This is a genomic window from Acinetobacter sp. Ag2, from assembly GCF_001005515.1.
Lineage (GTDB): Bacteria > Pseudomonadota > Gammaproteobacteria > Pseudomonadales > Moraxellaceae > Acinetobacter > Acinetobacter bereziniae.
Window position 1 is genome coordinate 1 of sequence record NZ_LBNA01000055.1, and the last position, 21,461, is coordinate 21,461.

The window sequence follows — 21,461 nt, forward strand, 5'->3', positions numbered from 1 at the left end:
TTAAAAATGGGAGTATTACCAAACAACGGCTGAGCTGCAAAAAATTATGACTTTTACGGACTGGAATATTGCAGATATATCTGATCCAACCTCGAATTCAATATGGGTTATAGATGAAGATAATAAAACCCCGTGGCTTCGATATAATAATTGATATAAAAATAAATTTTAAGTCTTAAACGAGGGGGATTCTCCTCGTTTTGTATATCAATATTGAGTATATTTAGAGAAAAAATGACCGTTTATTCAAATAGAAAAGCTAAAAGTAATAATAGAAGAGATTCTTCAAAAAATAGTTATATCTTGATTCTCCTTGGGTTTTCCTTTATCACACATGCTGAAATATCAGTACCAGATAGCGGAACTATTGTTAAACAATTAATTCCTGAATCATTGAGTCGAGGCAGTAAAGTAGACCAACAATATTTTGACTCAAACACCACACAACAAAATTATAGTCAAGATCAAACCTCGATTTGGGTGGCTAAAGTAGAACTAGAGGGAAATCAAAAGATTGAGACTGTCATACTTCATGATTTAGTGAAGCATTTAGAAAATAAAAATAATATTCTCGCCGATTTACAAATGGCAACTGATAAAATAACCCAATACTATAAAGACAAAGGCTATTTTTTAGCAAAAGCATATTTACCAAAGCAAAAAATGGACAATGGTATATTGAGAATTCAAATATTAGAAGGTCGGCTAGATCAAATTTTTTTAAAGAATCATTCAAGCGTTAATCATCATGTAATTAACAGATATTTAAAAAAAATTCCAAAACAACAAGCTTTAGAGCGAGAACGAAGCAATCAAGCTCTATTATACCTTTCAGATTTATCTGGTATTGGTGTAATACAAGCCAATTTACAAGCAGGAAACGATATTGGGCAAACAGATTTAATTTTGGACATCTCTGGTCAGAAGCTATTTCAAGGAAGAGTCGGACTTGACAATGCTGGAAGCACATATACAGGCAAATATCGTGTTTCAGGTTATATAGAAAGCCAAAGTATAATGGGATACGGAGAAAGAATATCTGCTCAATTATTGACTAGTAATCAAGATATCATTTCTGGTAATTTAAATGCTCAATTTCCGATCACTGGAAATGGTTTGTGGCTTGGAGGGAGCTATAGTCGAACTCAATATGAATTAGGTGAACAGTTCAAAATATTAGATGCTAAAGGAACGTCTAGCAATTACAACTTGAATCTAAGCTATCCATTGATTCGAACTCAACGAACCAACTTGAATGCAAAATTACAATTAGAAAAAAGAAAGCTATTTGATGAGATTGCGGCGACAGATGCTCAAACTTCTAAGCAGATACAGGCTAGTCGGTTGGCATTGAATTTTAACAGGACTGATGATTGGGGGATAAGAGAAATAAAAGGGGGGATGAATCAGATTGAACTGATTACCACATTTGGAAATTTAAATATTCAAAGTCCGACCGCATTAAATATAGACAGCATGTCTGCAAAAACTCAGGGAAGTTATTATAAATACGAGTTAAAACTCACGCGACAACAAAGACTAACGCAATCTTCTTGGTTGACTAGTGAAGTCTATGGGCAACTTGCATCCAAAAATTTAGACTCTTCAGAAAAATTCTCTTTTAATCAAATGCGTGCATATCCTTCAGCCGAGGGATTAGGAGATCAGGGATGGGGTTCTACAGTGAGCTTTTATTATCAACTTAAACCATTTTTAAATACTTATTTATTTCAGGATGTTGGGAAAATACAGCAAAATAAGAACCCATACTTAACAGATAAAAATACACGATACTTAGGCAGTACAGGTATTGGTTTTGGTGGGGCATATCGAGACTTTGATTATAATGCGACGGTTGCATGGCGAGATACTCCCTCAGCCAACAGTGATCAAGATAGAAATCCAAGGGTGCTACTTCAAGTAGGTTGGAGATTTTAATTTTTGTAACTAATTGAAATAATTTATAATAATTGAATACTAAATCTATTTTTGAATTAGTGTTGAAAATGAGTTTATTTGATAATCAATACTGCTTCTGATTGTCATGGATAAGACATTTCTTGGTTTAATTCAAAGTAACGTTGATTAGCGTTAGTTTTTAAAATTACATTGATCTCATCCAATTATAGTAACGTTATTAAACTACCAGTGTTTAAATATATTGAATGCTATAGATATCCTTCAATAACATCCATTAGAAAAATCATTTATTAAAGTGGGAGTGGATTGAGTCTATTTTAAGTGATTTATCACATATTTTTTTAAATTTAAATGGATGGTTGATGAAATAAAATCCAAGGTAAATGAAGTATTTTAATGTTATTGAATAAAGTTACATAAAAAAACAAAACAATAATTCACATAAAAACTCTTAAAAATCATAACCTCATTCAAATAAAAAAGAACATTGTGAATATAGACAAAATATATGTCCTGCTAAGCTATTCTGTTGCTGCTGATTTTCCTATATTTTTGACCAATAATAAAAATCTGAGCAGGTGATATGGATATTATTGTGGGAAAATTAATTAAAATCAGTAAGATGATTTTAATTTTTGGTGGATTTTTTGTTTCGAATCATAGTTTTGCTAATTTGCCTCACACAGAGGGTATGATTGAGTTAAATGATACGGAGCTTTCAAAAGTTCAAGGTCAAGCATTGATGAGTCTTGGTTATATTGCTCCAAATGATGCTGCCAATAAAATGCAAGGGCAGGGGGTTGGCTTTTATAAGCTTGGGATGGAAGCTGAACTTGAGCTGAATGCCAACATAAAAAAATTACAACTAGGATGTGGCGGTATCAATGGTGCAGGTGGCTGTGATATTGATATTGATAACCTCAGCTTATCTGGTTTAGCAGATACCCGTGAGGGAAGAGCTGGTTCAAGTGCCAAATTAACCAATCCTTTTTTAGAGTTCGCAATAAAGAACCCTGATGCAGCGTCAACAAGAGAAGTCGTGGGTTTACGTTTAAGTGCTGAAAAGGTTTTAGGGATGTTAACCGCAGGAACTGAAAATTCAGAAACTCCGAATGGTATTAATTCACTTAGTGGTTTTTTAAAGACAAAAGCGACGACAGGTTTAGGTTATACAAATAGTCGAGGTATGAGTTATACCGATACTCAAATGCCAATCACTGGAAATGTAGATGTTTGTGTACTATTTTTTTGTGGGCGATTGCCTTTATCTTCAACAGATTATAATTTAACTTTGCAAAGTACTACAGCACCCATTCAAGTTGATTCAGCAACAATTAATGGGATGCGACAAAGTAGTGTGAACTTAACAGGCAAAGCTTATATTGACCGTTTAAACTTTGGTGGGCGATTAAAAGCGGGTGTAAAAGTTCCTTTATTGGGCACATTAAATTTAGAGAAACAGGTTAATGGTGATATTACAGGGTTAACAGCAAATCTATCGATCAGTGAAAGTTTGGGCTATATCCATAAAATTCCTTTAAATAATCCATTTTCTTTATCATTGCAAAGTCAAAATGTATGGTGGTCAAATGCTGAGGTGACCGCTCAAAGAGGTTGGTGGATGGCATTTGAGGATGCTGTTGATATTGGGAATGTGACTCCATCTAAAGGGATCGATATCACCAATGATGTACTTAAGCAAGTCGTTGGTCCATTAAGTAATGCATTAGCGACGACAGCTGTACCATCCTGCCAAGCTTTAGATTGTTTATTGGGCAGCTCATTAGAAATTGGTAATATTAATTTACCGAATACATCAGTCAATTTCCCATTGCAAGATTTACAGCTTAAAAACCAAGATTTTGCACCTAACTGCTATGGTTCATTAAAGTTCTGTTGAGTATTCTTTCTAAAAGAAAAACCTCCATTCGGAGGTTTTTCTTATTTGTGCATAATTCGAGCTTTATCTCGTTGCCAATCACGGTCTTTTTCAGTAGCACGTTTATCATGCAACTGTTTACCTTTTACTAGAGCAATCTCTAGTTTTGCCAAGTGACCTTTCCAGTAACATGCCAATGGTACACACGTATAGCCCTTTTGATTGACTGCGCCCATTAACTTTTCTAATTCACGACGGGAAAGCAGTAGCTTGCGCGTACGTGTTGCTTCAGGTACCACATGTGTTGATGCAGATAATAAAGGTTGAATCTGAGCGCCGAACAGAAACGCTTCATTATTTTTAAAGGTAATATAGCTTTCTGTAATGGTCATACGTCCAGCACGTAATGACTTTACTTCCCAGCCTTGCAACGAAAGCCCAGCTTCAAATTTTTCTTCAATAAAATAATCGTGACGCGCACGTTTATTTTGTGCAATCGTCCCGCCATTATTTTTTTTTACGACAATATTTTTCGACATAATACAAATAATTCCAAGAATAGCCTTATTCTGCCTTAAACTTGGCGTGAGGTGAAGTCATTTCACAATTAAAGCAAAGGCTAAATGTGCAGAGGTTATTCGCTAAGATTTAAGTTTTTGTTAAACTATAGCCCTACATAACAAACTTGAGTACAAATGGATGTCTAAAACTCGTGTCATCTATCCAGGAACTTTTGATCCAATTACCAATGGCCATGTGGATTTGGTTGCCCGCGCTTCACGGATGTTTGATGAAGTCGTCGTTGCAATTGCGATTGGACATCATAAAAATCCAGTATTCAGTTTAGAAGAGCGTGTAGAGTTAGCGAAAATATCACTCAAACATCTACCTAATGTTGAGTTTGTTGGCTTTGATGGTCTATTGGTAAATTTTGCCCGTGAGCAAAATGCGACTGCTGTTTTACGTGGATTAAGAGCTGTGTCAGATTTTGAATATGAATTTCAGCTTGCCAATATGAACCGTCAATTGGATCATGATTTTGAAACAGTATTTTTAACACCTTCAGAGCAATTTTCATTTATTTCTTCAACGATGGTTCGGGAAATTGCGCGATTAAAAGGTGATGTCGCTAAATTTGTGCCACAATGTGTGGTCGAAGCTTTTCACCGTAAACATCAACAAGGTTGGTAATGTGTCTTTAATAATCACTGATGAATGCATCAATTGTGATGTATGTGAACCGGTATGCCCAAATGAAGCCATTTTTATGGGGGAGGAGATTTATGAAATCCATCCAAACCTCTGTACAGAATGTGTGGGGCATTTTGATGAGCCGCAGTGTGCACTTTTCTGTCCAGTAGATTGTATTCCTCTTGATCCAAATCATGTAGAAAGCCAAGAAGACTTGATGGAGAAGTATAAAAGTTTAATTGCTCAAAAAAGCGCAAGCAATTCCCAGTAAAATTTGTTAGCATACGCCCCGAAGTGAGCCAGACGATCGCTGCTGTGGAGATCTCCGTGATTGAAGCAGGGGAGGAAAGTCCGGGCTTCATCGGGCAAGGTGCCAGGTAACGCCTGGGCGGTGTAAACCGACGGAAAGTGCAGCAGAGAGTAGACCGCCTTCAATATCGTTTCTTTTCGGAGAAATGGAAGGTAAGGGTGAAAGGGTGCGGTAAGAGCGCACCGCATGACTGGTAACAGTTCATGGCATGGTAAACCCCACCGGAAGCAAGACCAAATAGGGATCCTATAGGCATGGCCCATGCTGGATCCGGGTAGGTCGCTTGAGCGTATGAGTGATTGTGCGCCTAGAGGAATGATCGTTCTAGACAGAACCCGGCTTATCGGCTCACTTCAATGAATTTTATTGCAATTATTACTTGACGTAACGTGAGTTACAGCAGATAATGCGCGCACAGTTTTAGGCTATGTAGCTCAGTTGGTTAGAGCACCGCACTCATAATGCGGGGGTCACAGGTTCAAGTCCCGTCATAGCCACCATTTTTATAGACCACGTTTCCAAAAACGTGGTCTTTTTTTATCTTTCAATCATGCATATTAAAACCATTTAAATGCTCTTTTAAAAACCAAGCTTCACGGATGTATTTTTACTAATTTAGTTTAATCAGCAAAATACCGAATTTATAAATTAATCATCATGGCGATTTTAAAATTATGTGTGTTTAAATTAATAGTAAGATTAAATTATATTTCCGCAAATATCTTTTGTACATATAGGGTATGATTGAGTCATTTTTGTGTAGTCTGTAACCAACTCAATGGTAAATTGTTTACCAATTGAATTGGAGTTGAGTTGAACCTCCGATTGACCACCATCGATACCAAATGCTATTTCATTGAATTCACCTTCCATTTTTGCTAATACTCCTTTGTTTATGCCATCTACAATATAATTTATATTTTTTGTTGTTTGATCAAAGTAGAAACCTAGTTTAATATTGCTCTTCGAGGCTGGAATAATTGCAATATTTTCGCTGCCAAAATCTAAAATAATATTATTTGAATTTGGGAATGATACAAAATTATTGATATAACTAATATAATATCTGCCAGTTTTAACACCATTCGCTGTCACATATATTATAAAGGGTAAAAAATATCCTGAATCAGATCCTGACATTGGTAGCTGTGGTGCAATAATATCTACTTCAAATGCAAAAATTCCTTTTTTGGGTACATTTTTGTCTCCTATTGTCACTTTGTTAGAGTTACTTTCCAAAAATTCTTTACTAAAAGCAGTATAAGTTTTAGTTAATGTGCTATCCGTTATATTAAATCCGACTTTTTGATTTATATGTATCGGAAAATTTTGCCTTTGCGTACCTAACTGGGGTTGAGTTGCATTAAAGTTGTAATTGCATGAAGTAGCCCATACATTAACATTTATTAATCCCGTTAATAATATCATTATTAATTTTCTCATTATAAAATCCTTTTACGTGTGAAGTTAAAATATACAATAAAATTTATAAATATAGCTAATAAATTAGATATTATTTGTTTCAATATTTAAATAAAGTTGGTTAAATAAAAGTTTAATTTCAGTCTGAAATATAGGAAAGATTAAATTTTTTGTTTTAAGATTCCAGTATTAAATTTTAATTTTATGAAATATTTATTCTTATTATTCAATAATGTAAATGGTGTTTTGGAATTGTACTATATTTTTTTGGATTATTTATTTAAAAATATTGATGTTGTTTTCCAATTTATGAAGTAGAGATAATGATTAATTTCATCACAACAGAATTCTGTAGAATCGTAAGAATTACAAATATGTCATTAATTAGTATCGATGATACTATGGGGTGTTATTGTCTTTGCAATAGTAAAACTAAAGATAATAAAATTAGTGCCTGTTAAAAGAATGGTATACACTTTAATAATTTAAAAATACTATTTTACTATCAGGAACTTAAAATTTAATTGAGTTTACTTATTTAATTTAAAAATTTCTTCCCTTGTTCTGTAGACCATACATTGCAAATCTATTTCAGTCTTATCCCAAATACATTTTAAAAACCAAGCTTCACGGATGTATTCTCACCGATATGGGTGAGCTGAGTCGTTGTGGCAGTCTTTTTATAATCATAAATGGTTGCTTTTGATAATTTTGCTAAACCGAATTGATAGGAAAAATTAAATTGCACTTGATTGATTTTATATTGGGCTAAAATATTGCTGTCTTGTTGAAGCCTTTGAATTAATGTTTCAGCAGTATCAATCTGATCAAGATAAGCAGGTTGACTAACATTTAAAATGAGAACTTGATTTGTTGATTCAGTTTCGCCAATAAAAGTATAACGATTTTCGATCTGAATATTTTGAATATCATCAGAGATTGAAGTCAAATCATGAGTTGTTGAATTTTGATTTTGAACATAATGCCAGACATTGATTGAAAAAATGATCATTGTGATCAAAGTGAGAATGTAATAATGCACTTTCCATATTGCCTGATGAGACATATTGGATTGTGTATTTCTGAGAATTTGTGTACGTGTCAGTACATCATGAAGGGATTGTTGGCTGTTTCCATTAAAAACTGCCAAGTAGAAACATGCAAAAACAATACTTTGAAAAAAGGCGATGATTAAAATAAGTGTAAGGGGCGGATGTGCAAAGGATTGTAAATAACCGATAAAGCAAAATGGAATAATGAAAATGCTTGATCGAATTAAAGCGTGGGTTGGTGAAATTGAAGCACCTGTAAAGTCTTTTACACGAATTTTACAGAGTATTTTTCCAATCGTTTTACCATCTCCAATTGAACTGTTAAAAGCAGAGAAATAAAACAAACATAGCAAAGTGCCATGACATTGAAAAATAAATGGAGAGTTTTCAAAATAGGGATATAGCACTTTCCCCATTACCAAACATGCAACACCGACAATCAAACAGTCGATGATAAATGCAAAAAGTCGAGGAAATATTGGAGCAATCGTTTTTACTGGATTTTGAATTTCAGTCATAGTTTTTAATTAAATTGAATTTTTTAAGTAAATATCAATATCATCAAATATTTAAGTGAGATATTAAAAATGATGTATTTGATATTTTGAAATAGATGTTAATTTTAAATTTAATGATTTAAAGAGATTAAATTTTTGGCATAAAAAAACCAGCAGTTGCTGGGTTCTTTAATTGCACCATTTTAATATCAATTTAAAATGGTGCCCGAGGCCAGACTCGAACTGGCACGCTTTGTGGGCGGGGGATTTTAAATCCCCTGTGTCTACCGATTTCACCACTCGGGCATGTGCGCAATAATAAAGGACAGTTTTTCTCTTGGCAAGCGTATTTAGCACGATTTGCTTTCTTTTCAATCAACTCGGATGTTTATGGCTGAAAATAAAGCGTTTTAAGCCAATATATTGATTTTATTGTCATGAATTTTTCATTAACTTGAGATTAAAGTGAAATATTTCCTGATTAAAGTGATGAGATAAAAAAACTTAGAGGAAATCGATTTCAATGCCAAGCTCAATTTCACGCCGTGAACTTATTCAAAAGTCATTAGCCAGTTTTGGGGCACTATCTATACCAGTTTCTTTGACAGCTTGTGGTAGCGACAATAATGATTCAACAACGTCAGCCACTAAAGTTGAATTTTTACATGGGGTGGCGAGTGGTGATCCGCTTAAGGACCGTGTGATTTTATGGACACGTGTAACTCCCCAAGATACTACTTTACGTATTGAAGTTGTTTGGGAAATTGCGACAGACGAAAAATTTGTACAAATCATCAACACAGGGAAAGTACAAACAACACAAGCACAAGATTTTACGGTTAAAGTTGATGCTGATAAGTTGAAGTCTGGGCAAACTTATTATTATCGTTTTAAATTCGGTTCAGTGATTTCACCCGTCGGTCGTACCAAAACATTACCAGAAACGACCAATGCTGTTCAATTTGCAGTATGTTCGTGTTCGAATTATCCAGCGGGATATTTCTATGTTTATCGAGAAATGGCAAAACAAGATGTCGATGCGATTATCCATCTTGGTGATTATATTTATGAATATGGCAAAGATGGCTATGCAACTGAAGATGCGGCTAAATTAGGACGTACGCTTCCTGCGGACAATGATAAAGAAATTATCAAATTGGACGACTATCGCAAACGTTATGCGCTTTATCATAAGGATACTGATTTACAAGCTGCACATGCACGTCATCCGTTTATTGTGATTTGGGATGACCATGAGTTAGCCAATGATGCATGGAAAGCGGGTGCTGAAAACCATCAACCCAATGAAGGGAGCTTTTCTGATCGCAAGTTAGCGGCATTACAGGCGTATTTTGAATGGATGCCAATTCGACCTGTGAATCAAACAGATCATTTGAATATTTATCGACAATTTGACTTTGGTTCATTGGTGCAATTGACGATGTTGGATACACGTATCTTGGCACGTGATAAGCAACTGGATTATGCGGATTATATGACGGCTTCTGGGTTGGATATTGCCAAGTTTCAGTCAGATTTGATCAGTACTTCTCGTACGTTGATGGGGTATAAACAACGAGACTGGTTACAGAAAAAACTGGCACAATCTACAGCGACATGGAATGTATTAGGTCAGCAAGTCTTGATGGCAAAAATGCTAATTCCAGCTGAATTACTGCTTTCATTGGCTGCAATTACCAGTGGTAATGTTACTCCAGAGACATTGGTAAAAATGAATCAACAGATTACTGAATTAGTGACCTTAAAACTTCGTTTAAAAGCGGGTGATCCATCTTTAACAGCTACAGAAAAAGCACGTGTGACGACGGTAGCTCCATATAATCTCGATGCGTGGGATGGATACTATGCTGAGCGTGAAATTTTATATGGAACACTAAAAGCACTGAATAAGAAAGTCGTTGTTTTGGCAGGGGATACACATAATGCTTGGTCTGCGGACTTGCATACACAAACAGGTGATTTTGTGGGTGTTGAATTGGCAACTAGCTCTGTGTCTTCGCCTGGAATGGAAAAGTACCTCAGTATTCCTTTAGCGCAGTTACAGCAATTTGAAATGGCGTTTACCACACTGATTGATGAATTGAATTATACTAACTTAAATCAACGTGGTTATTTGAAAGTGAGTTTTACCGCGCAACAGGTTCAAGCGGATTGGATTTTTGTGAGTACCATTAAGGAAAATACATATACTGTGGATGCTACTCGTGGGCATCAAGTGGTGTTAAATAACAATTTGATTGATGTGAAAAGCATTCAAAAAAGCGCATAAATTTTCAAGCATAAAAAAACCGAGTTCATCATATTGACTCGGTTTTTATGAAAATAAATTACATCATGCTGTCCATATAGGCATCTAAATCTTCATATTTATATGTTTTGCACATTTCATTTTCATACTTTAATAACTGTAAATGCAATTCTAAGTATTGGGTAAGCTGTTGCTGTTGAAACTGATATTGCTCCGAATTTTTATTATAAAATCTCATTTTAAATCTGGCTTTTTTGGCTTGCTTATACGCCCAAAAGCAAGTTCTCCGAATTTGTTGTAATTGATAAAATTCAGTATCTTTGGTGCTGTCTCGAAATAGATTTTCTTTATAGAACTTCACAAAACCAAAGCTCATTGCAAAGAAAAATAGCAAACCTTGTAAAAGTGTACTTTCAATAAAATATAGATTCAGTGCTTGTAGAATAATTAATGCGGCAAGTTTAAATGGCGTATTGTTAAGTTGCTGATAAAGATGGGTAGAGCTGTGTTTGATTTGGTTGATAATAATGGGAACAATCAACATAAAAAATAACATAACCGCCAAGGCTGCGATGGCATTGGCTTGAAAAGCATCAAATTGAACAAAATGAATTGAAATATAATGACCTAAGCTGAAGTAAATACTGCAAAAAATCATGATTGATAAAATCCAAGGAATAAACTCCTTGGCTTCATCTAAAAGCCCTTTGGTTTTAATTTGGCTATAAAATAAAAAATTGTATTTAAATGCTTTTGGATATTGTTGTTGTAACTGATTTAAATAGAAGGAAACTTGCTTGTTTTGAATCATATAGGCTTCACTTATTTAAACTGCAATTTAGAGATTAACATAAAAAGCTAATATAAAATTTTAGACATAAAAAAACCAGCTTATCGCTGGGTTTTTTATTACACCATTTTAATGTTGATTAAAATGGTGCCCGAGGCCAGACTCGAACTGGCACGCTTTGTGGGCGGGGGATTTTAAATCCCCTGTGTCTACCGATTTCACCACTCGGGCTTTACAAGATTGGAGGCGGAGGTCGGAATCGAACCGGCGTACACGGAGTTGCAGTCCGCTGCATGACCACTCTGCCACCCCGCCATGTCTTGGTGATGCACATATTAGCAACCTTTGAAAAAAAAACAATACTATATTTCATGCATATGCACATAAATTCAGCATACGAAAGAAAATTGTCTAAATAATCATGTATTATTTGCAAAATTGATTCATATCTACTTTGGAGATGTGCCGTGGCATTGGTATTGGATGGTCGCGCATTAGCGAAACAAATTGAAGCAGACTTGTTGACTCGTGTTGAAGCTTTAAAGGCAAAAACAGGTCGTACCCCAATTTTAGCGACTATTTTAGTGGGTGATGATGGCGCATCTGCGACTTATGTTCGTATGAAAGGAAATGCATGTCGTCGTGTAGGTATGGATTCTTTGAAAGTTGAGTTAGGCAAAGAAACCACGACTGAACAATTATTGGCTGAAATCGAAAAATTAAATGCCAATCCTGATGTACATGGTATTTTGTTGCAGCATCCTGTACCTGAACAGATTGACGAACGTGCTTGTTTTGATGCGATCTCTTTAGAAAAAGATGTTGATGGTGTGACGTGTCTTGGTTTTGGTCGTATGGCAATGGGTGAAGCAGCATATGGTTCTGCAACTCCTGCGGGCATCATGACCATTCTTAAAGAAAATAAGATTGAGATTGCCGGTAAGCATGCTGTAGTGGTTGGACGTTCAGCAATTTTAGGCAAGCCGATGGCAATGATGTTACTTCAAGCCAATGCTACAGTGACAATCTGTCATTCACGTACCCAAAACCTTGCTGAATTAATCAAACAAGCGGATATCGTTGTGGGTGCAGTAGGTAAAGCAGAGTTGATTCAAAAAGACTGGATCAAACAAGGTGCTGTTGTGGTAGATGCAGGTTTCCATCCTCGTGAAGGTGGTGGTGTTGGTGATATTCAATTGGTTGGAATTGAAGAAGTTGCTTCAGCATATACGCCAGTTCCAGGTGGTGTAGGACCTATGACGATTACTACATTGATTCGTCAAACTGTAGAAGCAGCAGAAAAAGCGTTAGCTTAATCAAATATTGAGAGTAAAGCCTTCACCATCGTTTATAGATGGTGAAGGGTTCTCGAAAATGTCATTTTTGTTTTGGTAAAAGTTGCTTTAATAATAGACTTTGTGACAATCATGTATTCAATATGATGCGATCTGCAATAACAGCAAATTATCGAAGTATATAAGCGTCAACAACCTTAGTGTATTTGCGAAGTATTAGAATAATCATTTTGGTTATACATTTATGAGTTGTACTTTACAATTTCCTAAAGCCCCATCACATTTACTCAAAGCCTTGCATGAGGTGATTCCTCAATGCCAGCTACTCGCTCAGCAGTTACCTGAGACTCCGATTTCATTGTGGTTGATTCCACCGGTTTTTCCGACTGATCGTTTAGATGATGAAGTGATTCGTCGTATTTGGAATGACACGCCTTATTGGATCTTTTGTTGGGCATCTGGTTTGGCGATGGCACAATGGTTATTGGCTGAGCCACATCATGTTAAAGATAAGGTGGTTCTCGATTTTGGCGCTGGGTCAGGTGTGGTCGCGATTGCTGCCAAATTAGCGGGTGCCAAGCGTGTGATTTGTTGTGACATTGACCAAGTGAGTTTAGATGCTTGTCGTGAAAATGCCGCACTAAACGAGGTAGAGCTGGAATATCTGGATGATTTATATAAAGCAGAACAGGTGGATGTATTGCTCGCCGCAGATGTTTTATATGATCAATCTAATCGCTTTTTCTTAGATGAATTTTTAAAGTTTGCCCCTGAAGTATGGGTGGCGGACAGTCGGATCAAAAACTTTAGTCATCCGAATTATCAAAAATTGGATGAACGAAGTGCAACAACATGGCCTGATTTAGATGAAGCCAAAGAGTTTCGAAATGTGAGTTTTTATAAGACGCTATAAAAGCGTCTTATTTTTTGAAAATTTATTATGATTGGGTGTATTAAGAACAGGTATAACGTACAACATGCAAGGTGCTTGGACGAGTTTCAAGTGCTTGACGCGTTGCATAATCCTCACTGTTGTTTAGATTAGGAGTATTTGAAAGTCCAAAAGAGGTTCGACTATGCCCAAGTTGAACACCGGCTTGATTTTGTGCAGTTTGCGGGTTGATGATTTCATTGATACTAAGCACAGAAATTTTATAGGTTTTATTTGCACCTAAAACTTTTTGACATGCACGTTGTAATTTACTGGCATCTAAATCACGGTCAGCGCGACCAGAAAGTGTATATGCCAATGTTGCGCTATTGTTTGACTGACTTTCGATTTGGTAGCCTGTCATCCCATTATATTGACGCGGTGTTGTTTGGCACGCCGATAAAGCTAAAACCATTAATCCTAAACCTGCACAGGTGATTATTTTCATCTTTTAAAGTCCCAGCTTTTTGAATTATTTTTAGTATGCCATAGCTTTGTGATTTTCTCGATGATTGAATTGTTCAAATTAAAACAGCTTTCTAATTTTCATAAGAAAGCTGTTTTAACCCATCTAAGCTACTTTTGGATTTTGATTAATCATCTGTAATTAAGCTATTTTTCTTAGTATCTTTCATAAAGATATAAGTAATTAAAGATAGACCAATCATAAACGTGATGTAGTAGAAGAAATAGTTTTCGTGACCTGCATTTTTAAAACTTAATGCCACTAATTCAGCTGTACCACCAAAGATTGTATTTGCTAAAGCGTATGGTAACGCAACACCCAGAGCGCGAATGTGAGCAGGGAACAGTTCTGCTTTAACTACCGCATTAATTGCAGTGTAGCCAGTTACAATCACCATGCCACTCATACATAAGAAAAATGCAGTTTTAGGGTCTGTAGTTGAACCAAGCCCATTGAAAATAGGGATGGTAAATAGAACACCTAAAACACCAAAGGTGATCATAATTGGTTTACGACCAATTTTATCTGAAAGTGCGCCAACAGCAGGTTGAATCAGCATGAAGACAAAGATCGCTGCCGTGGTAATTTCTGTGGCAGTAGTCTTTTCAAAGCCAGAGGTGTTAACCAAATATTTTTGTAAATAGGTGGTAAATGTATTGAAGGCCAAGGTTCCGCCAGCAGTTAACATGATAACGGTAAATGCTTGTTTAGGATACTTGGTGAATAAAGCAAATGCTCCTGATTTTTCACCACCATTTTTGGCATGTTCTTGCGCTTGTTTAGCTGATTCAGTTTCAACTAAGCCACGACGAATCCAGAATACAACAATGGCTAACAAAGCGCCGATGAGGAATGGAATACGCCATCCCCAAGCATGCAAGGCATCCTCTGAAAGTGTGCGTTGTAAGATAATCAATACGCATAGTGCTAACAACTGTCCTGAAATCAAGGTGACATATTGAAAGCTAGAGAAGAAACCACGATGATTTTTTCCTGCCATTTCAGTTAAATATGTCGCACTTGAACCATATTCACCACCGACACTTAAGCCCTGTAAGAGACGAGCAAAGAGCAGAAGCGCTGGAGCAAGCATACCGACAGAATCATAAGACGGTGCACAAGCGATAATTAAAGAACCGACACACATCAATGATACAGAAAGCGTTAAACCAGCTTTACGACCTTTACGATCGGCATAAATTCCCATAATCCAAGCGCCAATCGGGCGCATTAAAAAACCTAAAGCAAAAACAGCAGCAGCTTGGAGAAGCTTGACTGTTTCATTACCTTCTGGAAAGAACACTGGTGCAAAGTAGAGCGTAAATGCGGCGTAGACATACCAGTCATACCATTCAACTAGGTTACCAGCTGAGCCACCAAGTATAGATTTGAAACGAGTTTTTCTATCAAGTTGCGAAGGAGCAACCTGAGGTGATGAATTGGACAAGGCAATTCTCCAAAAGAATATGCAAAACATAGCCTGTTTAGGGTTCATTTGGGGTGAAAATCTAAACAGAAAAATCAAAAAGAGAGAATTTCAATCAGTACTGCGGAGAGATACAAATCATTACACAGCTCGTTATACGCAAGAATGAAGGTTGCCCTTATTAGACTTTGGTCGTATGCCTTGTTTATGTTCAGGATCAATAATTATTTAAGAATGGCTAAAACAAAGAATAATTTTTTTAAAACAATTATTTAATTTTAAATAGTTTAATGGGTGGCTGTTTTTAGTACAGATAAAGTGTTGGGTGGAAATGAGTCAAATGTGTGAAAAGTACCCAAATAAAAAAACCATCAGTATTGAGAATTAAGATTCAAAGCTAGCTGAATTACAAGAACTTATGTTATGTATGTATTTAAATGTTCATTTTCGAAAATAAAACAATAAGGTTTGCATTTATGAACTTCATGATTCGACAACAGCAGATTTTGGAACTGGTTAAACAACGGGGATATATCAGTATTGAAGAAATTGCGCAGATATTTGCAGTGACACCGCAAACTGTACGCAGAGATATTAATCAGTTGGCTGATGCTGGTTTGTTGCGACGTTATCATGGCGGTGCTGCGATAGACTCAAGTGTGATCAATACTGAGTACAGTACACGCATGAGCCATAACGCAGAGGCAAAACAGCGTATTGCAGTTGCTGTGGCAAAAGCTATTCCAGATTATGCTTCTTTATTTATCAATATCGGGACAACGACAGAAGCAATTGCTGTCGCTTTATTGCAACATCGAGGGCTTAAAATTATTACCAATAATCTAAATGTTGCCAAAATTCTAAGTGTAAAAGAAGATTTTGAAGTGCTTATTGCCAGTGGCAAAGTTCGCCCCGATGGCGGGGTCATTGGGCAGGCGACATCTGAATTTTTTAAACAATTCAAAGTGGATTACGCCGTGATTGGCATCAGTGGAATTGATGCAGATGGGACATTATTGGATTTTGATTTTCAGGAAGTTTCAGTCTCTCAAGAAATTATTGCTGGTGCTCGACAGATTTTTTTAGCTGTAGATGATAGTAAATTTGGTCGTCATGCAATGATGCGCATGGGGCATCTTCGAGAAATTGATCGTCTTTTTACCAATCAACAGCCTGCTGAAGCTTATATTCAACAAATCAATGCGGCAGAAGTGAATTTGATTGTGGTTTAGGCTTTATTCAATGACGAGCTTAAATGTCAGTTGCAAATCTATTGATTATCGAATAGACATTGATCAAAAAAGTCTCTATTATTTTCTTAAATGAAAATAAACGAAAATATGTTAAAACTCTTCAATCAAAAGGTGATGTTATGATGCAAATGAACGAACCGCAAACTTGTTATGACATCGTGGTGATTGGAGGAGGAATTAATGGTGTTGGAATTGCCAATGATGCAGTTGGGCGTGGTTTATCGGTCTTGCTTTGTGAAAAAGATGATTTGGCAAGTCATACCTCATCCGCCAGTAGTAAATTGATTCATGGTGGTTTACGTTATCTAGAACATAAGGAATTTCGCTTGGTTCGTGAAGCTTTGGCAGAGCGTGAAGTTTTACTGGCGAAAGCCCCACATATTATTCGTCCAATGCGCTTTATCATGCCTCATCAACCGCACCTTAGACCAGCTTGGCTAATCCGTACGGGTTTATTTTTTTATGATCATTTGGGCAAACGAGAAAAACTGCCAGGATCAAATTTGGTCCAATTCAACCCTGAAACCAGCCCATTAAATAAAGATATTACCCGTGGTTTTGAATACTCCGATTGTGCTGTTGATGATTCTCGTTTGGTGATTCTCAATGCAATGCAGGCACGGGAAAAGGGTGCAAAGATTGTTAGTCAAACACGTTGTATTGCCGCGCAACGTGAAAATGCTGTGTGGACAATCCAACTTGAAAATGAACAAGGGATATATCAAGTTCAAGCCAAAGTATTGGTCAATGCTGCAGGTCCTTGGGTGGCACAATTTATCCAACAGGATTTGAAATTAAAATCACCTTATGGCATTCGTTTGGTTCAAGGGAGCCATATCATTGTGCCAAAAATTTATGCAGGTGATAAAGCCTATATTATGCAAAATGACGATCAGCGAATCGTGTTTGCGATCCCTTATTTAGACCAATACACCATGATTGGAACCACAGATCGTGAATATCATGATGACCCTAATCAAGTTGAAATCACTCAACAAGAAATTGATTATCTTTTAAAAGTATCCAATGATCATTTTAAGACACAACTGAGCCAAAATGATATTGTCAGCACTTTTTCAGGTGTGCGCCCATTGTGTGATGATGAATCTGATAACCCAGCAGCAATTACGCGTGATTATACTTTAGCACTTTCTCAACAACATTCAGGTGAAGCGCCTTTATTGTCGGTTTTTGGTGGCAAGTTGACGACATATCGCAAGCTTGCTGAATCAGCACTTGAGCAACTGAAAAAGTTTTTCCCTGAAATGCAACAATCTTGGACCGCACTTGCTTTATTACCTGGTGCAGAAAACTTGGTGTCAGTAGAAGATTTAATCTTGGAGATCCAGACTAAAATCAAAGGCATTGATTTGGAAACAGCAAGTCGCTGGGCACATGCTTATGGCACTTATGTATGGAAGTTTTTAAATTATTCCTCCTCAGTGCATGAGCTTGGACAAAGTTTTGGACATGGGCTTTATGCGCAAGAAGTGGATTATTTAGTCGATCAGGAATGGGCAATCACGAGTCAGGATATATTGAGTCGCCGTAGCAAGTTATATCTTGAATTTAAACAGGATGACATTGATCTTTTGGATGCCTACTTGCTTGAGTTACATGAACGTCGATTGCAAAAAGATGTTGCATAATGCAATTTATAAAGCCAATGAATCAAGCATTGGCTTTATTGTATTTTGTAGATTCAATTTGAATATTGAGGTTTAAAAATTAAACTTTAAACCTCAAACCATAACCATCCAACTTCGAATACTGAATCCTTTCATCTTGAACATTGTGTTTTATGATTCATTTGGCTGCTGCAATGTAAGCGCATCTTTCATAAATGTTTGTGCACTCATATAAATGAATACGGCACTCAGTAATAAGGTGATTGGAATAATAATCATGGCTTTGTGTAAACCGATGGCACGGAATTGATCCGTAATCCCTGTTGCACCTGATACAGTCATTGCGGCATTTGCATAATGATCAGAAAGTGCACCAACCAGAAGTGGACCAAATGCGCCGCCTAATACATACATGATCGCAAGACATAAACCAAAAGCCATTGCTCTTTGATTGGGTTCAACAACTTCTTGAATAGCAGGGTAGACGGTTGTGTAATAGTTGTACATTGCAAGCCAACCGAGACAAGACAATACTGTAAATAAAACCACAGCTTGGCTTTTCAGCATTAGACTTAATCCAATCATAATCGCCGAGATCAATAAACACAGTGCTCCGAACAATAAACGACCCTTTTTAGATTTTTGATAAATCTTGTCTGCAATGACACCGCCAAGTGTTAAGCCGATTAAACCTGTTATCCCGATAATACATCCTGCAAGTAATGAGCCTTGGATTAAGGTTAACCCAAAATAACGTAGGAACAACGGCACTAGAAATGCGATGCCAGCAGCAATCGCAAGATTTTGCATAATGCCAGAAAGAATAATCCAACGTAGCGTTTTGATTTTTAAAAGGCTTCCTAAGCTGTTTTGCTTTGAAGTTTTGGCTTGATAGTTTTCAGCTTCTGCTGCGCCTCGTGCAGGTTCTCGAATAAAGAAAAAACAGATGGCTAAGATCAGACCAGGTACAGCCGCAACGATAAAAGGTGCACGCCAACTGTTAAATGCTTGTGCAATCCCACCAACGGTGAAGAAAGCGAGTACCATTCCCACTGGTAAGCCGAGCATAAAAATACCTATTGCTTTGGCGCGATGCTGAGGTGGAAATAAATCTCCAATTAAAGAGTTCGCAGCAGGTGCATAACTTGCCTCACCGACACCAACACCTACACGAGCCATGAAAAAAGAGATATAACTCCATGCAAGTGCATTCATGGCGGTAAAGCCACTCCATGCGATTAAACCTATACCGATAATTTTTTTTCTTGAGTTGCGGTCTGCAAGTTTTCCAAAATATAAGCCAGCAATGGCATAGACTAAGGAAAATGCAGCAGCAAGCATTCCTAATTGTTTGTCATTTAGACTATATTCTAATCTGATTGATTCAATGACCACGGCTGGAATTGTACGATCAAAAAAATTCATCGTATTGGCTAGAAACAACAGAATCAAAATCTTCCATTTGTTGTGGATTAAGCTATTCACGGTAACAACTCCTTTGTTTATTTTTGGAAGATCAAGCGATCCGACTTGATCCGATTTAGAAGTATTGTTTTACGATTGATGGAATTTTTTTAACCACCACTTATTGTTCATATTGTTTAGAAAATCTATATAATATATTTATTAAATGCAAGTGAAATTAAATTGATTGTGGTTTTTTTAGATAAATAACCAAATAAAGAAAAGGATAGTTATTAGATTTATGATATTTGTATAGGAATTAAAACAAATAAATAAGTCTGTGTCTTATTTGGATATACGCATCATATGGCAGCAATATTTTTTAATACTATACATTTAAGTTTATGTATTTTTATTTATAACACTATCATTTATAAAAATATTAATGTGAAGTGAAAAAGCTTGTGATTACAAATGAAGCGGAAAACTCATGGTTTTTATTGTTCACTTTCCATTGAGGAAACAAAAAAAACAATCCAACAAGTCAACGTTAAACTCTTTTACTTGCTGGATTGATTCACTATATTTTTTAATAAAAAAATCAATAACTTTTCCAGAGGGCGCCTAACTTGAAATCCCATTCACTTGGTGTAATCACCATCCGTCCTGCATTTGGTGTCAACGTGATTTCACTGAAAAAAACATCATCTCCAGCCAATAAAAAGTCGATACGACTATAACCATGTTTAAAGCAAAGGTCTTGAGAAAGTTGCAGCATTTTGCTTAAACTTTTCGGTTGAGCTAAGCCTAAGGGGCTATTATTCTTTAAGTCAACTGTAAAGGGTTGTAGGACCCAATCGGTATCATAAATATTTGAATAATCAATGCCTTGACTATCTTGAACATCGACTTCAATATATCTGGGTTGACCTTCGAAACAATGTACTCGACTGGTGGTAATCGTTAACTGGCTATTTGGATCTGTCCATAATTCAACAAACTCTTCAGCCAGAATCAACGGTGTAATATTTTTATAATGCCATTCTCTTTTTTTAAAATACATATTTTGTTTTAAATGATGCTTTAATTTTAGTTCTGCATTTTTAATATCAAATTGACTTTTATCATGGCACACGATTGCGCTACCGCTATCATGATTGCACTTTAAAACAAATTTAGATGGGAGTTTATTAAACTCAATTTCGCTAAAGCATTTGTATACACCAAGTAAAGGTACAAAATGTGAGCAACAAATTTTATCTGAAATAATTTCTCTCACTGTCAACTTGTCAGCCAGTTTTGTATGCAGAGGCGCTCTTTCATAGATCATGCGCGCAGTTACTTTTTCATTAAAACTTTCCGGTTTATCAAAGTCAGGTGTGTAACCTAATTTATTAATAAATCTTTTTGTAAGGTATTTCTTGTCAGAGACAAATTTAGTTCTAATGACTTTCGCTGTATAGATAATATTTTCAATCATGGGAAAGAATAAAAAAATAAAGAAATGAATTTTTTAATTATAGAGGAAATATGGATTTTTTGTATTGCAAAAATATCATATTGTGGATTTAACGCAAAATATTACATTTAGAATACAAATGGCTTTATTTTAATCGGTTATTCCGTTTAAGTTGTTTTTTGAGTTGCATACGATAGTGATTCGAAATCAAAAGAGCGTACTGCTTGAATCCTTTAATCCATCACAATGATTATAGATTGAATGCAAAA

The 21,461-nt window shown here is 36.1% G+C and carries 17 protein-coding genes, 4 tRNA genes and 1 other RNA gene; 11 read left to right on the plus strand and 11 right to left on the minus strand.

The annotated features are described in order from the left end of the window. Nucleotides 1–234 precede the first annotated feature (234 nt). Both AAV97_RS15145 and AAV97_RS15150 read left to right on the plus strand, forming a co-directional pair. Nucleotides 235–1,938 (plus strand): ShlB/FhaC/HecB family hemolysin secretion/activation protein, encoded by a 1,704-nt coding sequence (locus AAV97_RS15145; protein WP_046760976.1) that lies wholly within the window; start codon nucleotides 235–237, stop codon nucleotides 1,936–1,938. A 565-nt stretch (nucleotides 1,939–2,503) separates the two neighbouring features. Next, nucleotides 2,504–3,820, plus strand: coding sequence for a hypothetical protein (locus AAV97_RS15150; RefSeq protein ID WP_046760977.1), 1,317 nt, complete (start codon nucleotides 2,504–2,506; stop codon nucleotides 3,818–3,820). 41 nt (nucleotides 3,821–3,861) lie between these two features. Here AAV97_RS15150 and smpB read toward each other — a convergent pair whose 3' ends face one another. Then, nucleotides 3,862–4,338, minus strand: a complete 477-nt coding sequence (gene smpB, locus AAV97_RS15155) for an SsrA-binding protein SmpB (protein ID WP_004828309.1) — start codon at nucleotides 4,336–4,338, stop codon at nucleotides 3,862–3,864. A gap of 160 nt (nucleotides 4,339–4,498) precedes the next feature. On the opposite strand from smpB, the gene coaD reads away from it, so the two are divergent. The 4 genes from coaD (at nucleotide 4,499) to AAV97_RS15170 (ending at nucleotide 5,800) form a co-directional block, all read left to right on the plus strand. Beyond that, nucleotides 4,499–4,990, plus strand: a complete 492-nt coding sequence (coaD, locus tag AAV97_RS15160; protein ID WP_004828311.1) for a pantetheine-phosphate adenylyltransferase — start codon at nucleotides 4,499–4,501, stop codon at nucleotides 4,988–4,990. 1 nt (nucleotide 4,991) lies between these two features. Then, nucleotides 4,992–5,261, plus strand: coding sequence for a YfhL family 4Fe-4S dicluster ferredoxin (locus tag AAV97_RS15165; protein WP_004828314.1), 270 nt, complete (start codon nucleotides 4,992–4,994; stop codon nucleotides 5,259–5,261). A 20-nt stretch (nucleotides 5,262–5,281) separates the two neighbouring features. Then, nucleotides 5,282–5,659: RNase P RNA component class A (gene rnpB, locus AAV97_RS20700), an RNA gene on the plus strand. 64 nt (nucleotides 5,660–5,723) lie between these two features. Continuing rightward, nucleotides 5,724–5,800, plus strand: a tRNA-Met gene (locus AAV97_RS15170). Between the two features lie 199 nt (nucleotides 5,801–5,999). Here the strand turns inward: AAV97_RS15170 and AAV97_RS15175 are convergent. The 3 genes from AAV97_RS15175 to AAV97_RS15185 form a co-directional block, all read right to left on the minus strand. Next, nucleotides 6,000–6,743, minus strand: coding sequence for a DUF4882 family protein (locus tag AAV97_RS15175; RefSeq protein WP_046760978.1), 744 nt, complete (start codon nucleotides 6,741–6,743; stop codon nucleotides 6,000–6,002). Between the two features lie 592 nt (nucleotides 6,744–7,335). Next, nucleotides 7,336–8,292, minus strand: coding sequence for an RDD family protein (locus AAV97_RS15180; RefSeq protein ID WP_046760979.1), 957 nt, complete (start codon nucleotides 8,290–8,292; stop codon nucleotides 7,336–7,338). Nucleotides 8,293–8,491: 199 nt separating this feature from the next. After that, nucleotides 8,492–8,577, minus strand: a tRNA-Leu gene (locus AAV97_RS15185). A 217-nt stretch (nucleotides 8,578–8,794) separates the two neighbouring features. On the opposite strand from AAV97_RS15185, the gene AAV97_RS15190 reads away from it, so the two are divergent. Further along, a complete protein-coding gene (locus tag AAV97_RS15190; protein ID WP_046760980.1) occupies nucleotides 8,795–10,561 on the plus strand; it encodes an alkaline phosphatase D family protein in 1,767 nt (588 codons plus the stop codon). Between the two features lie 58 nt (nucleotides 10,562–10,619). Here AAV97_RS15190 and AAV97_RS15195 read toward each other — a convergent pair whose 3' ends face one another. From AAV97_RS15195 to AAV97_RS15205, 3 genes are all read right to left on the minus strand, one after another. Beyond that, a complete protein-coding gene (locus AAV97_RS15195) occupies nucleotides 10,620–11,351 on the minus strand; it encodes a hypothetical protein (protein ID WP_004828320.1) in 732 nt (243 codons plus the stop codon). Between the two features lie 124 nt (nucleotides 11,352–11,475). After that, nucleotides 11,476–11,561 (minus strand) — tRNA-Leu (locus AAV97_RS15200). Between the two features lie 10 nt (nucleotides 11,562–11,571). Next, nucleotides 11,572–11,645, minus strand: a tRNA-Cys gene (locus tag AAV97_RS15205). Nucleotides 11,646–11,797: 152 nt separating this feature from the next. On the opposite strand from AAV97_RS15205, the gene folD reads away from it, so the two are divergent. Then, entirely contained in the window at nucleotides 11,798–12,646 is an 849-nt protein-coding gene (gene folD, locus AAV97_RS15210; RefSeq protein ID WP_005030715.1) for a bifunctional methylenetetrahydrofolate dehydrogenase/methenyltetrahydrofolate cyclohydrolase FolD, read from the plus strand. A gap of 223 nt (nucleotides 12,647–12,869) precedes the next feature. Continuing rightward, complete coding sequence (locus AAV97_RS15215) at nucleotides 12,870–13,538, plus strand: class I SAM-dependent methyltransferase (RefSeq protein ID WP_046760981.1); 669 nt, start codon at nucleotides 12,870–12,872, stop codon at nucleotides 13,536–13,538. 40 nt (nucleotides 13,539–13,578) lie between these two features. On the opposite strand, the gene AAV97_RS15220 is transcribed toward AAV97_RS15215, so the two are convergent. Further along, the gene (locus AAV97_RS15220) at nucleotides 13,579–14,004 is read right to left on the minus strand and encodes a hypothetical protein (RefSeq protein ID WP_046760982.1); all 426 of its coding nucleotides are present in this window, start codon (nucleotides 14,002–14,004) and stop codon (nucleotides 13,579–13,581) included. Nucleotides 14,005–14,149: 145 nt separating this feature from the next. Continuing rightward, nucleotides 14,150–15,469, minus strand: coding sequence for an MFS transporter (locus tag AAV97_RS15225; protein ID WP_009583867.1), 1,320 nt, complete (start codon nucleotides 15,467–15,469; stop codon nucleotides 14,150–14,152). A 455-nt stretch (nucleotides 15,470–15,924) separates the two neighbouring features. On the opposite strand from AAV97_RS15225, the gene AAV97_RS15230 reads away from it, so the two are divergent. Next, nucleotides 15,925–16,680: a DeoR/GlpR family DNA-binding transcription regulator gene (locus tag AAV97_RS15230; RefSeq protein WP_046760983.1), complete on the plus strand. Its 756-nt coding sequence runs from the start codon at nucleotides 15,925–15,927 to the stop codon at nucleotides 16,678–16,680. A 140-nt stretch (nucleotides 16,681–16,820) separates the two neighbouring features. Beyond that, nucleotides 16,821–18,350: a glycerol-3-phosphate dehydrogenase gene (glpD, locus tag AAV97_RS15235; RefSeq protein ID WP_046761066.1), complete on the plus strand. Its 1,530-nt coding sequence runs from the start codon at nucleotides 16,821–16,823 to the stop codon at nucleotides 18,348–18,350. A 150-nt stretch (nucleotides 18,351–18,500) separates the two neighbouring features. Here glpD and AAV97_RS15240 read toward each other — a convergent pair whose 3' ends face one another. Together AAV97_RS15240 and AAV97_RS15245 are read right to left on the minus strand one after the other, a co-directional pair. Continuing rightward, nucleotides 18,501–19,814, minus strand: coding sequence for a spinster family MFS transporter (locus AAV97_RS15240; RefSeq protein WP_005030703.1), 1,314 nt, complete (start codon nucleotides 19,812–19,814; stop codon nucleotides 18,501–18,503). Between the two features lie 520 nt (nucleotides 19,815–20,334). Further along, nucleotides 20,335–21,213 (minus strand): ATP-grasp fold amidoligase family protein, encoded by an 879-nt coding sequence (locus AAV97_RS15245; protein ID WP_004828334.1) that lies wholly within the window; start codon nucleotides 21,211–21,213, stop codon nucleotides 20,335–20,337. Between the last annotated feature and the right edge of the window lie 248 nt (nucleotides 21,214–21,461).